This window comes from Actinophytocola sp., from assembly GCF_035712165.1.
GTDB lineage: Bacteria > Actinomycetota > Actinomycetes > Mycobacteriales > Pseudonocardiaceae > DASYTH01.
On record NZ_DASTBH010000075.1, the window covers coordinates 17,123 to 30,981 of the forward strand.

General features: G+C 72.6%; 11 protein-coding genes and 1 pseudogene. 1 reads left to right on the top strand and 11 read right to left on the bottom strand.

Annotated features, from left to right (window positions below; all coding sequences use genetic code 11):
- Positions 1–66: 66 nt before the first annotated feature.
- On the bottom strand, positions 67–1,434 hold the full coding sequence (locus VFO68_RS03580; RefSeq protein ID WP_325156683.1) for a glutamine synthetase family protein: 1,368 nt from the start codon (positions 1,432–1,434) through the stop codon (positions 67–69).
- 197 nt (positions 1,435–1,631) lie between these two features.
- On the opposite strand from VFO68_RS03580, the gene VFO68_RS03585 reads away from it, so the two are divergent.
- Positions 1,632–3,068, top strand: coding sequence for an amino acid permease (locus VFO68_RS03585; protein WP_325156694.1), 1,437 nt, complete (start codon positions 1,632–1,634; stop codon positions 3,066–3,068).
- 15 nt (positions 3,069–3,083) lie between these two features.
- On the opposite strand, the gene VFO68_RS03590 is transcribed toward VFO68_RS03585, so the two are convergent.
- The 10 genes and pseudogenes from VFO68_RS03590 to VFO68_RS03635 all read right to left on the bottom strand — a co-directional run.
- The gene (locus VFO68_RS03590) at positions 3,084–3,719 is read right to left on the bottom strand and encodes an NUDIX hydrolase (RefSeq protein WP_325156684.1); all 636 of its coding nucleotides are present in this window, start codon (positions 3,717–3,719) and stop codon (positions 3,084–3,086) included.
- Positions 3,716–5,419: a CTP synthase gene (locus tag VFO68_RS03595; RefSeq protein ID WP_325156685.1), complete on the bottom strand. Its 1,704-nt coding sequence runs from the start codon at positions 5,417–5,419 to the stop codon at positions 3,716–3,718. Before VFO68_RS03595 ends, VFO68_RS03590 begins: the two co-directional genes overlap by 4 nt.
- Before the next feature lie 148 nt (positions 5,420–5,567).
- A complete protein-coding gene (locus tag VFO68_RS03600; RefSeq protein ID WP_325156686.1) occupies positions 5,568–6,509 on the bottom strand; it encodes a copper transporter in 942 nt (313 codons plus the stop codon).
- Complete coding sequence (steA, locus tag VFO68_RS03605; protein ID WP_325156687.1) at positions 6,506–7,690, bottom strand: putative cytokinetic ring protein SteA; 1,185 nt, start codon at positions 7,688–7,690, stop codon at positions 6,506–6,508. The genes VFO68_RS03600 and steA overlap by 4 nt, the downstream gene beginning before the upstream one ends.
- A gap of 82 nt (positions 7,691–7,772) precedes the next feature.
- Positions 7,773–9,569 carry a DNA repair protein RecN gene (gene recN, locus VFO68_RS03610; protein WP_414635449.1) on the bottom strand — a complete coding sequence of 599 codons (1,797 nt, stop codon included), beginning with the start codon at positions 9,567–9,569 and terminating at the stop codon, positions 7,773–7,775.
- Between the two features lie 87 nt (positions 9,570–9,656).
- The gene (locus VFO68_RS03615) at positions 9,657–10,547 is read right to left on the bottom strand and encodes an NAD kinase (RefSeq protein WP_325156689.1); all 891 of its coding nucleotides are present in this window, start codon (positions 10,545–10,547) and stop codon (positions 9,657–9,659) included.
- A complete protein-coding gene (locus tag VFO68_RS03620) occupies positions 10,544–11,359 on the bottom strand; it encodes a TlyA family RNA methyltransferase (RefSeq protein WP_325156690.1) in 816 nt (271 codons plus the stop codon). Before VFO68_RS03620 ends, VFO68_RS03615 begins: the two co-directional genes overlap by 4 nt.
- On the bottom strand, positions 11,356–11,538 hold the full coding sequence (locus VFO68_RS03625) for a hypothetical protein (RefSeq protein WP_325156691.1): 183 nt from the start codon (positions 11,536–11,538) through the stop codon (positions 11,356–11,358). Before VFO68_RS03625 ends, VFO68_RS03620 begins: the two co-directional genes overlap by 4 nt.
- Positions 11,539–11,547: 9 nt before the next feature.
- A complete protein-coding gene (locus tag VFO68_RS03630; RefSeq protein ID WP_325156692.1) occupies positions 11,548–12,552 on the bottom strand; it encodes an HAD-IIA family hydrolase in 1,005 nt (334 codons plus the stop codon).
- A pseudogene (locus VFO68_RS03635) lies at positions 12,545–13,859 on the bottom strand (hypothetical protein); the annotation flags it as partial. The pseudogene VFO68_RS03635 and the gene VFO68_RS03630, both read right to left, overlap by 8 nt.

Sequence of the window (13,859 nt, forward strand, 5' to 3'; positions counted from 1 at the left end):
GCGGGCCGCGGCAACCATGGCCTGCCCCGCGGATCCGATCGCGCGCGCCCAATCAAGCGCGGAACCTCAGAGCCGCTCGAACCCACGAACCTTCTCCCAGTCGGTCACGGCCGCGTCGAAGGCCGCCATCTCGACCCGCGCGTTGTTCAGGTAGTGCTCCACCACCTCGTCGCCGAAGGCCGCCCGGGCCAGCTTGCTCTCGGCGAGCAGCGCCGCCGCCTCGCGCATGGTGGCGGGCACCTGCGGCCGGTCGCCGTGCTGGTAGGCGTTGCCGACCAGCTCGGGCTCCAGCGCCAGGTCCTCCCGGATGCCGTGCAGCCCGGCGGCGATCAGCGCGGCCACCGCCAGGTAGGGGTTGACGTCGCCGCCGGCCACCCGGTTCTCCATCCGCAGCGAGTCGCCGTGGCCGACCACGCGCAGCGCGCAGGTCCGGTTGTCCCGGCCCCAGGCGATCGTGGTCGGCGCGAAGCTGCCGGCGACGAACCGCTTGTAGGAGTTGATGTTCGGCGCGAAGAAGTAGGTCAGCTCGCGGGTGCAGGCCAGCTGTCCGGCCAGGAACCGCTCCATCACCGGAGCGAAGCCGTTCGGGCCGTCGCCGGGAAAGGCCGGTGTGCCGTCGGTGCCGCGCAGGCTGATGTGGATGTGGCAGGAGTTGCCCTCCCGCTCGTTGTACTTGGCCATGAAGGTCAGGCTCTTGCCGTGCCGGGCGGCGATCTCCTTGGCCCCGGTCTTGTAGATGCTGTGGTTGTCGCAGGTGGTCAGCGCGTCGGCGTAGCGGAAGGCGATCTCGTGCTGTCCCGGGTTGCACTCGCCCTTGGCCGACTCCACGTACATCCCGGCGCCGGACATCCCGTTGCGGATGTCGCGCAGCAGCGGCTCGAGCCGGCCGGTGCCGATCATCGAGTAGTCCACGTTGTACTGGTTGGCCGGGCTGAGGTCGCGGTAGCCGGACCGCCAGGCCTCCTCGTAGGAGTCGTCGAAGACGATGAACTCCAGTTCGGTGCCCACGAACGCGGCCAGGTTGTGCTCGGCCAGCCGGTCGAGCTGGCGGCGCAGGATCTGGCGGGGCGAAGCCGGCACCGGCGAGCCGTCGAGCCACTCGATGTCGGCCAGCACCAGCGCGGTGCCCTCGTGCCACGGCACCCGGCGCAGCGTGGACAGATCCGGCCGCAGGACGAAGTCGCCGTAACCGCGGTCCCATGAGGACATCCGGTAGCCGCCGACGGTGTTCATCTCGACGTCCACCGCGAGCAGGTAGTTGCATGCCTCGGCGGCATGCGGAACCACCTCGTTGAGGAAGTACTCGGCGCCGCATCGCTTGCCCTGCAACCGACCCTGCATGTCGGTGAGCGCCACCAGCACCGTGTCGATCTCCCCCGCGTCCACCAGCCCGCGAAGCCGGTCGAGGGTGAGTAAGCCTTCGCTGTGCCGCACTTCGGACTCCCTCCTTGACACGACGGGGTGGCGAGGATCACCCTCTACCGAAACTAAAGGACTGATCCTAGCCCATTGGGAGCGAGGAGGCAGCCGTGCCGAAGGAAAGCCCGCAGACCGAGGCCAAGACTCCCCCACCGGACTCCGACGAGAAACGCCTGCACGAACTCGGCTACGCGCAGGAGTTACTTCGCCGGATGTCCGGCTTCTCGAACTTCGCGGTCTCCTTCACGATCATCTCGATCCTGTCCGGCTGCCTGACCCTCTACGGGTTCGGCATGAACACCGGCGGCCCGGTGATGATCGTCTGGGGCTGGCCGATCGTCGGTCTGATGACCCTCCTCGTGGGCCTGGCGATGGCCGAGGTGTGCTCCAGCTACCCGACCGCGGGCGGGCTGTACTACTGGGCGGCCAAACTCGCGCCCAGCCACGGACCCGCCTGGTCCTGGTTCACCGGCTGGTTCAACTTCCTCGGCCAGGTGGCGGTCACCGCCGGCATCGACTTCGGCGCGGCGTTCTTCCTCAACGCCTTCCTGGACCTGCAGTTCGGCTTCACCGCCACCCCGGGCCACACGATCCTGCTGTTCGGGATCATCCTGGTGGTGCACGGGCTGCTGAACACCTTCGGCGTGCAGTTGGTGGCCCGGCTCAACGACATCAGCGTGTGGTGGCACGTGTTCGGCGTGCTGATCATCGTCGGCGCGCTGGTGTTCCTGCCGGACAAGCACCAGTCCGCCTCGTTCGTGTTCGGCGAGTTCGTCAACAACACCGGCTGGGCGTCCGGCTTCTACGTGGCGCTGCTCGGCCTGCTGCTGGCCCAGTACACGTTCACCGGCTACGACGCCAGCGCGCACATGACCGAGGAGACGCACGACGCCGCCCGGTCCGGACCGCGCGGCATCGTCATGTCGATCGTGGCGTCGCTGGCCGCCGGCTGGGTGCTGCTGATCGGCCTGACCTTCGCCATCCAGGACTACGAGAGCGAGGTCGCCTCGGCCACGCCGCCGGCCCAGATCTTCATCGACGCGATCGGCGTGACCGGCGGGAAGCTGTTGCTGCTCATCGTGATCGGCGCCCAGCTGTTCTGCGGGATGTCCTCGGTCACCGCGAACTCCCGGATGATCTACGCGTTCTCCCGGGACGGCGCGCTGCCGTACTCGTCGTTCTGGCACCGGGTGAACAAGCGCACCCGCACCCCGACCAACGCGGTGTGGCTGGCCGCCGCCGGAGCGTTCGTGCTCGGCCTGCCCTACCTGTGGAACACCACCGCCTACGCCGCGGTCACCTCGATCGCCGTCATCGGCCTCTACATCGCCTACGTGCTGCCGACCTTCCTGCGCCTGCACAAGGGTGAGGAGTTCCAGCGCGGCCCGTGGCACCTCGGCCGGTGGAGCCGGCTGGTCGGCACCATCGCGGTGATCTGGGTGTGCTTCATCGCCGTGCTGTTCATGCTCCCCCAGGTCAGCCCGGTCACCGCGAAGACGTTCAACTACACGCCGGTGGCGGTGCTGGTCGTGCTCGGCTTCGCCGGTATCTGGTGGCTGGTCTCGGCCCGCAAGTGGTTCACCGGCCCCAAGGTGCAGGGCACCGACGAGGAACTGGCCGCGATCGAACGCGACCTCGGGAGCGTCTAACTCACGCGCCGACCCCTACTGCTCCCTGGCGGCGAACCGGGTCGACCGGTCCCGCCAGGGAGACTCGGGCGGCCGGGGCTGGGTGAGCCCGGACCGGACGACGTGGGCGGCGAGCAGGCCGGCCACCGACGCCGCGTTGACGATCTCACCGGCCAGGGTCATCCGGACCGACTCGTCCAGCGACACCCAGCGCTGGGTCAGGTCGGCCTCCTCCTCGCCCATGATCTCCCGGTCCACCTCGGACAGTCCGGTGGCCAGGTAGACCCGGGTGGCCTCGTCGGTGAAACCCGGCGAGACGGCCACGTCCACCAGCACCGACCAGTGCTCGGCGGCCAGCCCGACCTCCTCGGCCAGTTCCCGCTTCGCGGTCTGCAGCGGGTCCTCCCCGGCGTGGTCGATCAGCCCGGCCGGCAGCTCCCAGATCCGCCGGCCGAGCGGGTGCCGGTACTGGCGGATCAGCATCACGTTGTCCCGCTCGTCGACGGCCACCACCGCCACCGCCGGCAGGTGCTCGACCACCTCCCGGTTCGCGGTGCCGCCGCCCGGCATGGCGACCTCGTCCAGCCGCAGCGCCAGGATTCGTCCGACGTGGATGTCCCGGGTGGACACCACGTCGAACGCGTGCCGTGCGGCGTCCGCCTCGTCGCTCACGAATGCACTCCGGCCGGGGTCACCGACTGCTCGGGGAGCACGACCGGCAGCCGCCCGGCGGCCGAGTAGTCCATCGCGGCCTTGACGAACCCGGCGAACAGCGGGTGCGGCCGGGTCGGCCGGCTCTTCAGCTCCGGATGCGCCTGGGTGCCGACGAAGAACGGATGCACCTCCGCCGGAAGCTCGACGAACTCGACCAGGTGCTCGTCCGGGGACAACCCGGAGAACAGCACGCCCGCGTTGGCCAGCCGGTCCCGGTAGGCGTTGTTGACCTCGTAACGGTGCCGGTGCCGCTCGGAGACCTCCCGCTCCCCGTAGGCGCGGGCCGCCACCGAACCCGGGGCGAGCTTCGCGGTGTAGGCGCCCAGCCGCATGGTGCCGCCCATGTCCCGCTCGCCGGCCACCACGTCCTGCTGGTCGGCCATGGTGCTGATCACCGCGTTGGCCGTCGTCTCGAACTCGTCGGAGTTCGCGTCCGCGATGCCGGCGAGGTTGCGGGCCATCTCGATCACCATGCACTGCAGGCCGAGGCACAGGCCGAGGGTGGGGACGCGGTTGGTCCGGGCATAGGTGATCGCGCCGATCTTGCCCTCGATCCCGCGGACGCCGAACCCGCCCGGAATGAGCACCCCGTCCACACCGGACAGCGCGGCGGCAGCGCCGGCCGGGGTCTGGCAGTCGTCCGAGGGCACCCAGACCACGTCCACCTTGGCCCGGTGCGCGAATCCGCCGGCCCGCAACGCCTCGGTCACCGACAGGTAGGCATCCGGCAGGTCGACGTACTTGCCGACCACGGCGATCCGGACCGTCTCGTGCGGGCTGTGCACCCGGTCCAGCAGGTCGCCCCACACCGTCCAGTCCACGTCCCGGAACGGCAGGCCCAGCCGGCGCACCACGTAGGCGTCCAGGCCCTCGCGGTGCAGCACCTTGGGGATGTCGTAGATCGACGGCGCGTCCGGGGCGGCCACCACGGCGTCGGTGTCCACATCGCACATCAGCGCGATCTTGCGCTTGAGCCCGTCCGGGATGTCCCGGTCGGCCCGGCAGACGATGGCGTCCGGCTGGATACCGATGTTGCGCAGCGCGGCCACCGAGTGCTGGGTCGGCTTGGTCTTCAGCTCACCGGACGGGGCCAGGTAGGGCACCAGCGACACGTGCAGGAAGAAGCAGTTGTCCCGGCCCACGTCGTGCCGGACCTGCCGGGTGGCCTCCAGGAACGGCAGCGACTCGATGTCGCCGACCGTGCCGCCCACCTCGGTGATCACCACGTCCGGCGCCCGGCCGGTCTCGTCCGGCTCGGCCATCGCCCGAATCCGGGACTTGATCTCGTCGGTGATGTGCGGGATCACCTGGACGGTGTCGCCGAGGTACTCGCCGCGGCGCTCCTTGGCTATCACGGTCGAGTACACCTGGCCGGTGGTGACGTTGGCGCTGCCGGTCAGGTCCCGGTCCAGGAACCGCTCGTAGTGCCCGATGTCCAGGTCGGTCTCGGCGCCGTCGTCGGTGACGAACACCTCGCCGTGCTGGAAGGGGTTCATCGTGCCCGGGTCCACGTTGAGATACGGGTCGAGCTTCTGCATGGTGACCCGCAGACCGCGAGCCGTGAGCAGCTGGCCGAGGCTGGACGCGGTGAGCCCTTTGCCCAGCGAGGAGGCGACGCCCCCGGTGACGAATACGTGCTTGGTGGTCCGTGCTTGCAAAGGGGCTCCCCGTGGCGTAACCATCTGACCATGCCTGGCGCCGCCCCCGGCGGCGCCGTTCTTAGCGGGGCTTCCCGCCAGGCGTTCCACGGGATTCCACCGTATCACCTGGCCAGCGGGTCGGAATTTCGACACGCCGGGCGGAGGCTCAGCCCGTGGTCAGGCCCGGGGCGAGTGCCTGGGCGTTGCCGGCGACGCCGTACCGGCCGGACCGCTCGTCCAACTGCTCGCGCAGCGCGAGCAGGGTGACGATCCGGCCGGCCGGAGTGTTCACGTTGTCCACTGTGGACAGGATCTGCGCGACCGAGGTGTCCGCCCGGGCCAGGCCGACCGCGCCGGAGCCGCCGGCCGTGCCGACCGGGCCGGTCAGCACCGCGCCGGCTCCCGACCGGTCCACCTGCGCCGCGAACCGGGCGAGGGTGGCGGACCGGTCCGGCCCGTCGTCGCCCGCCGGGGCCGCCCCGATCAGCACGATCGCCAGCTGGGCCGGCGCGAAGCCGTCTGCGACCTGCAGGAACCCGCCGTCGGCCAGCGCGGTCAGGGCCGCGGCCGACTCCGGCGCGGAGGCCTGCGGCTTGTTGTCGGACTTGCGGATCAGCAGCAGCGGGCCGAGCAGACCGCCGGCCAGGCTGCCCGGGTCGGACACGGTCGGCAGCTGCACCCCGGCCGGCAGGGACCGGGTGACGATCTCCTTGAGCTCGTCACTGCGCCGCGGATCGGTGAACGCCTCGGTCAGCTCCAGCTCCCCGGCCACGGTCGCGCCGGCCGCGCTGATCAGGACCTTCAGCGCGTCCCGGTCGTCCGGGTCGGCGTCGGCCGTGGTGACCAGCGCGATGGTGCGTCCGGTCAGCTGCCCGCGCACCGCGAGCGGGCCGATGGTGCTGGCGAACGAGTCCGCCTCGGCCAGCCGCACCGACAGCGAGTCGCCACGCTGCTCCAGGTCGGACACCTGCCCGATCAGGTTGTCGTTCTCCCGGCTCAGCCCGCCGAGCAGCTCCCGGCTCAGCGTGCTCGAACCGAGCAGCACCCCGACGGCCAGGGCCAGCAGCACCGCCGAGATCGAGATCAGGTGGTAGCGGATCGAGATCACGAGAGCAGTCCCCCGGCCCGGCCGAGCAGCCCGTGCCAGGCCTGTCCGAACCAGTCGAGATAGGTGTCGCCGACACCCGACACGGCCAGCGCCACCACGACCGCGACCAGGGCGGCGACCAGCAGCAGCGCGACCACGGCGCCGGACACCCGGCTCGGGTGCAGCGCGGCCACCGCCCGGCCGTCGACCAGCCGGCTACCCAGCTTGAGCCTGGTCAGGAACGTGGAGGGGTTCGAGCCGGACCGGCCGCGGTCGAGGAACTCCGACAGCGTGGCGTGGAAGCCGACCGTGACCACGAGGCTGGCGCCGTGCGTGTCGGCCAGCAGCAGGGCGAGATCCTCGGCGTTGCCCGAGGCCGGGAACGTCACGGCGCCGATACCCAGGTCCTGGATCCGCTCCAGGCCGGGCGCGTGGCCGTCGGTGTGCGCCGGGATCACCACCTCGGCACCGCAGCGCAGCGTGTCGGTGGAGATCCGGTCCGGGTCGCCGACGATCACGTCCGGGCGGTAGCCCTGGGCCCGCAGGGCGTCGGCGGCCGTGTCGACGGCGACCAGCACCGGCCGCTGCTCGGCGAGGTAGCGCCGCAGGCGCTTGAACTCCTCGACATAGCCCTGGCCGGGCGCGACCACGAGCACCTGCCGGTGCGCCATCGGGACAGACAGGTCGGGCACGCCGACCCCGTCCAGGATGAGCGTGCGCTCCCGGCGCAGGAACTCGATGGTGTTCGCCGAGAACGCCTCGAGCTGGGCGGACATACCCGCCTTGGCCTCCACCATGAGGTCGGCGACGCTCTCCTCGGTGTGCTGGCTGCCCCGGGCGAGTTCCCGGTCCATCGCGTAGACGACGCCTTCGTGCAGCCGGAGCTTCATCCCTTCCTTGATCGTCCGCAGCGCCTCGACCCCCACGCCGTCGATCAGCACCACGCCGGCGGCCACCAGCATCGCCGGCCCGAGGTTGGGGAACCGGCCGGAGATCGACGGCGAGGCGTTGACCACCCCGGCGACCTCGGCCCGGATCAGCGCGTCCGCCGTCGCCCGGTCCACATCGACCTGGTCGAGCACGGCGACGTCGCCCGGGCCCACCCGCCGCAGCAGGGCCTCCGTGCGCCGGTCCACCCTGGCGATGCCGCTCGCCCCCGGCAGGTTCCGGTCGGTGCGGGGTAGGAGACCACTGAGCTTCATGGGGCCGATGGTGACAAGCGGGCGCCCGATCCCCGGTGCGCCACGCCGAATGGCGGTATGTATTAGACCGAACGGGCCAATGTCACCCGCTGACCCGGCGCATCGTCCCCATGTTGGACGCCTTGCGCCGGGACGGTTTCTGGGCATGGTGCTTGTCGGCGTCGGCGACGGCCAGGAGCTCCTCGGCGTGCGCGCGACCGGTCTCGGTGGAGTCCATGCCGGCCAGCATCCGGGCCAGCTCGACCACCCGTTCCTGCTCGTCGACGGTGCGGACGTCGGCGCCGACCACCCCGCCCATGGCCCGCTTGTCGACCACGATGTGCCGGTCGGCGAAGGCCGCGACCTGGGCCAGGTGGGTCACCACGATCACCTGGTGGCTGCGCGCCAGGCGGGCCAGCCGGCGGCCGATCTCGATCGCGGCCCGGCCCCCGACACCCGCGTCCACCTCGTCGAACACCAGCGTCGGCACCGGATCGGAGTGCGCGAGCACCACCTCGATGGCGAGCATCACCCGGGACAGCTCGCCACCGGACGCGGCCTTGTGCACCGGCAGCGGCTCCGCACCGTCGTGGGCGCGCAGCAGCAGCTCCACCTCGTCGACCCCGTCCGCGCCGGCGTGCAGCAACCTGCCGTCGACCGGCAGCCCGTGCGGGTCACGCTCGTCGGCCGACCGCGGTGTCACGGTCAGCTCAAGAACCGACTGCGGCATGGCCAGCCCGCGAAGCTCGTCGGTGACCGCCTTGGCCAGCTCCTCGGCCGCCGCCACCCGGTGCGCGGTCAGCAGCCGCGCCTCGCGGGCCAGCTCACCGGCCAGCTCAGCGCGGCGGCGGGCCAGCTCCGCCAGCGCCTCCTCGGAGGTGTCCAGGCCGGCGAGCCGCTCGGTGGCGTTCGCGGACCAGGCCAGCACGCCGTCGACGTCGGCGGCGTACTTGCGGGTGAGCTGTTTGAGCTCGGCCTGCCGGGCGAGCACCTGCTCCAGCACCGCCGGGTCGGCGTCCAGCGTCTCCAGGTAGCCGGTGAGCTCGGCGCCGACGTCGGCGAGCAGCACCGACGCCTCGGCCAGCCGGGGCTCCAGCTCGCGCAGGCGCGGGTCCTCCGAGGTGGTCAGCCGGCGCCTGGCCTCGGCGAGCAGCCCGAGGGCGCCCGGCGCGTCCGGGTCACCCTCCGCCGAGCCGGTCACCGCGTACGACGCCGCGGTGGCGGTCTCCCGGAGCTGGTCGGCGTCGGCGAGCCGGCGGGCCTTCGCGGCCAGCATGTCGTCCTCGCCGGGCTGCGGGTCCACCGCCTCGATCTCGGCCAGCCCGTGCCGGAGCAGGTCGGCCTCCCGGGCCAGCTCCCGGGACCGTTCGGTGCGCTCGGTGAGCTCGGTGCTCACCCGCAGCCACTCGTCCCGGACGCGGCGGTACTCGGCCAGCGTGCCGGCCACCTGCTCGCCGGCGAACCGGTCCAGCACCGCCCGTTGCTCCGCCGGACGCAGCAGCCGGAGCTGGTCGTTCTGCCCGTGCACGGCGATCAGCTGGTCGGACAGCTCGGACAGCACGCCGACCGGCACCGAACGGCCGCCCAGATGTGCCCGCGACCGGCCGTCCGAGCTCACCGAGCGCAGCGCGATCAGGCTGCCGTCCTCGTCGGGCTCGGCGCCGGCCTCGCCGGCGACCTTGGCCGCGACACTTCCGTCGAGCGCCTCGAACCGGCCCTCGACCACGGCGCGGGGCGCCCCGTTGCGGACCCGGGACACCTCGGCCCGGCCGCCGGAGAGCAGGTGCAGCCCGGTGACCACCATCGTCTTACCCGCGCCGGTCTCCCCGGTGACCACGGTGAAACCCGGGTGGAGATCCAGCGTCGCCTCGTCGATGGCGCCGAGTCCCTGGATGCGCATCTCGGCCAACACGGTTGGCACCTTAGCCGCTGCCCCAGACGAAACCCGGCAGCCGGTCCGGGCGCGCCGAACAAATGTTCGTGAAGGTTATCGGGAGCGCCAGCCCTGGACCGGGAGCTCGAACTTGTGCACCAGGCGTTCGGTGAACGTGCCCTCGCCGAGCCGGACCAGCTTCACCGGCTTGACCCCCCGGACCACCTCCACCCGGGCACCCGGCGGGATGTCCACCATGCGCCGGCCGTCGCAGCACAGCACCGCCGGATGTCCGGCCGGGTCGACCTCCAGGGCGACCACCGAGTCCGGCGGCACCGCCAGCGACCGGGAGAACATCGCGTGCGCGTTGCTCGGCACGACCAGCATCGCCTGCACACCCGGCCACACGATCGGCCCGCCCGCGGAGAACGCGTAGGCGGTCGAGCCGGTCGGCGTCGCGCACAGCACGCCGTCGCACCCGAACGACGAGACCGGCTGGTCGTCCACCTCGATGCGGACGTCCAGGATCCGCTCCCGGCTGCTCTTCTCCACGCTGGCCTCGTTGAGCGCCCAGTTCTCGGCGATCCGCCGGCCGTCCAGTGTCGCGGTCACGTCCACGGTCATCCGGTCCTCGACCCGGTATCGCCGGTTCACCACGTGCGCGATGACGTCCTCGAGCTCGTCGGAGTCGGCTTCGGCCAGGAACCCGACCCGCCCGAGGTTCACGCCGAGCACCGGCACGTCCGCCGGCCGGGCCAGTTCGGCGCCGCGCAGCAGCGTGCCGTCGCCGCCGAGCACCAGCACCAGTTCGGTGCCGGCCGCGGCGTCCGGCCCGTACGGCACCACCGAGTCGTAGCTCGAGCCGCCCAGATCGGCCGCCTCGTCGGCCAGCAGCCGTAACCGCACCCCGGCCGCGGCCAGCCGCGCGGCCGCCTTCTGGGCGGTCTCCCTGGCCTCGGCGCGCCCGGTGTGCATCACCAGCAGCACCTCACGGTCGTCGTTCACTGCGGTCCCTCCCGGACGGCCACGTCGACCAACGCGGCCACCTGCTCCTCCGCCAGCGGTTCACCCTGGCGCAGCCAGGCAAAGTACTCGACGTTGCCGGCCGGCCCCGGCAGCGGGCTGGCCACCACCCCGTGCGCCCGCAGACCCTGCTCCCCCGCCGCGGCCAGCACGTCCCGTACCACCTCGGCGCGCAGGCCCGGGTCGCGCACCACGCCGCCGGACCCGAGCCGGTCCCGGCCCACCTCGAACTGCGGCTTGATCATGGGCACCAGGTCGGCGTCCGGGGTGCAGCAGGCCAGCAAGGCGGGCAGCACCAGGCGCAGCGAGATGAACGACAGGTCGGCCACGACCAGGTCCACCGGGCCGCCGGTCTGCCGCGACTCCAGCGCCCGCACGTTCGTCCGGTCCAGCACGAGCACCCGCGGATCGGTGCGCAACCGCCAGTCCAGCAACCCGCGCCCGACATCGGCGGCGACCACGCTCCGGGCGCCGCGGCGCAGCAGCACGTCGGTGAACCCGCCGGTGGACGCGCCGGCGTCCAGGCAGCGCCGCCCGGCCACCCGCAGCCCGGCCGGTTCGAAGGCGGCCAGCGCGCCGAGCAGCTTGTGCGCGCCGCGCGAGGCCCAACCGGGGTCGTCCGCGACACCTTTCACCACGACCGGGGCGTCCGCCTCGACCGCCGTCGCCGGCTTGCTGGCCACGGTGCCGCGCACGGTCACCCGACCGTCCTGGATGAGTTGCGAGGCATGTTCGCGGGACCGCGCCAGACCGCGACGAACCAGCTCGGCGTCAAGCCGGGCTCTGCGGGTCATTCCCTGTCGATGGTGGACAGTGCGACGTTCAACGCGACGTGTACCGCGTCGAACCGCGCGACGTGCTCGGCGATCGGAAGCTCGTCCAGCTCGTCGAGACCGGCCACCGCCTCCTCGATCGCGGCGTTCGGGTCGCCGGGTCCGGGTGCCGTGCCGTCCTGGTCAGGCTCCACGTGCATTCCTTCACGCTAGCCGATCTCGAGGCCGAGCTCGGCCAGCGCCGCCGCGGACGTGTCGTCCTCGGCGACGAGCTCGGGAAGATCATTGCCCGGCGGGTGGACCGCGCACAGCGTCCGCAGCAGGCTGATCGCCTCGTCCGGGCCGGCCGTGGTCCGGCGGACCCGCAGCGCCTCGCCGGTGCGCTCGACCGACCAGCCGGGCTGCTCGGCGATCGCCAGCTCACCGGTCCGGCCGCGCAGCCCGCTCAGGTCGGCGGCCAGGTAGTCGGGTCGCAGGGCCGGGCCTGCGGTGAGCACGTCGCGTGCGGTGCTCACCCCGCTGAGCACGAACAGCGAGTCGAGCTCGGCCGCCGTCGCTCCGGCGATGTCGGTGTCCAGCCGGTCGCCCACCACCAGCGGCCGCCGCGCGGAGCCGGCGGCCTGGTCCAGCAGCGGCCGGCTGGGTTTACCGGCCACCACCGGCTGCGCGCCGGTCGCGGTGGCGACCGCGGCGACCAGCGCGCCGTTGCCGATCAGCTGGCCGCGTTCGGTGGGCAGGGTGGCGTCGACGTTGCAGGCGACCCACAGGGCGCCGGCCCGGATCGCCAGGCAGGCCTCGGACAGCTCGCGCCAACTGACGTTCTGGGACAGGCCCTGCACCACCGCCACCACGTCGGCCGAGGCCTGGGCGGTGGGGCGCAGGCCGACCTTGCGGACCTCGTCGTCCAGCGCGTTGGTGCCGACCACCAGCACGGTGGCGTCCCGGGGCAGCCGGTCGGCCAGCACCGCCGCGGCGGCCTGGGCGCTGGTGCACACCTCGGCCACGTCGGCCGGCACGCCCAGCTCGCGCAGGTGGTCGGCGACCTGCTCCGGCGACCGTGACGCGTTGTTGGTGACGAACCGGACGGCGGTTCCGCTGTCCCGGATCTCGGCCACCACCCCGGCGGCACCGGGCACCGCCTCGGTGCCCCGGTAGACGGTGCCGTCCAGGTCGAGCAGGACCGCGTCGTAGCGGTCGAGTAAGCGGTCACTCATCGGCGGCGGCCGGCTCCACGGCGTTCTCCGGCTCGGGGGTGCCGGCCGGCGAGTGGTCCGGATCGAGGCTGGCGCCGAGCTCGACGGCCCGCTCGGCGGCGTCGGTCAGCTCGTCGTCATCGGCTTCGGCGGCGTTGAGGAACCACCGGATGGCGTCCTCGACCCGGCCGGCCGCGGCCAGGTTGTCGGCGTAGGCGTAGAACAGCCGGGCACTCCACGGGTCGCGGCGCGCCGCATCCAGGTCCGGCCCCTGCAGCCCGACGACCGCCGCGTCCAGCTGACCCATGTCCCGGCGCGCGCCGGACGACACGATGCGCAGCTCCACGGCCGTGCCCGCCGGCACGTCCGCACCAGCCTCCGCGGCCAGCTCAAGAGCCCGCTCCGGCCGCCCGAGCGCGCGTTCACAGTCGGCCATCACGGCCAGGTGGGCGTTGCTGCCGCCCATCCGGCGGGCCGCCCGCAACTCGGCCAACGCCTCGGCCCATTCGCCCGCGTGGTAGGCGGTCAGGCCGGCCGCCTCCCGCACGATCGCCACCCGGGACGCCCGGGACCGGGCATATCGGGCATGCTCGAGCGCCCGCTCGGGTTCCTCGTCGACCAGCAGCCCGGCGGCGACCAGATGGGTTCCGACGATCTCGGCCACCGCCTTGGACAGCCCACTCAACTCGCGCCGCGCCTCCGGGTCGAGCGCGCCGAGTTCCGCCTCCTCAGGCAGCGCCGGTCCGGTGTCCCTCGGCTCCAGCTCCCGCTCCGGTTCACGCCGCCTCGGCCGGTCCTCCCGGCCACCGTGCTCCTGCGACCGGGGACGCTCGCTCCGGTCCTCCCCTGGACCGGAGCCTTCGCGCTCCTGCCACCGGGGCCGATCCCCCCGCTCATCGCGACGCGGACCCGCACTGTCCCCGTCCTGCCACTTCGGCCGCTCACCGCGATCATCGCGACGCGGACCCGCACTGTCCCGGTTCTGCCAGTTGGGCCGCTCACCGCGATCGTCGCGGCGTGGACCGCCGCCGTCCCGGCTCTGCCACTTCGGCCGATCGCTTCGGTCCCCCGGCCGTCCCGCACCGCCGCCCGAGCGGTTCTGCCACTTCGACCGATCACCCCGGTCATCGCGACGCGGGCCGGCGCTGTCCCGGTTCTGCCAGTTGGGCCGATCACCTCGGTCATCGCGGCGCGGACCCCCGCCGTCCCGGCTCTGCCACTTCGGCCGATCACCGCGATCGTCGCGGCGCGGGCCGGCGCTGTCCCGGTCCTGCCACTTCGGCCGATCACCGCGATCGTCGCGGCGCGGGCCGGCGCCGTCCCGGTTC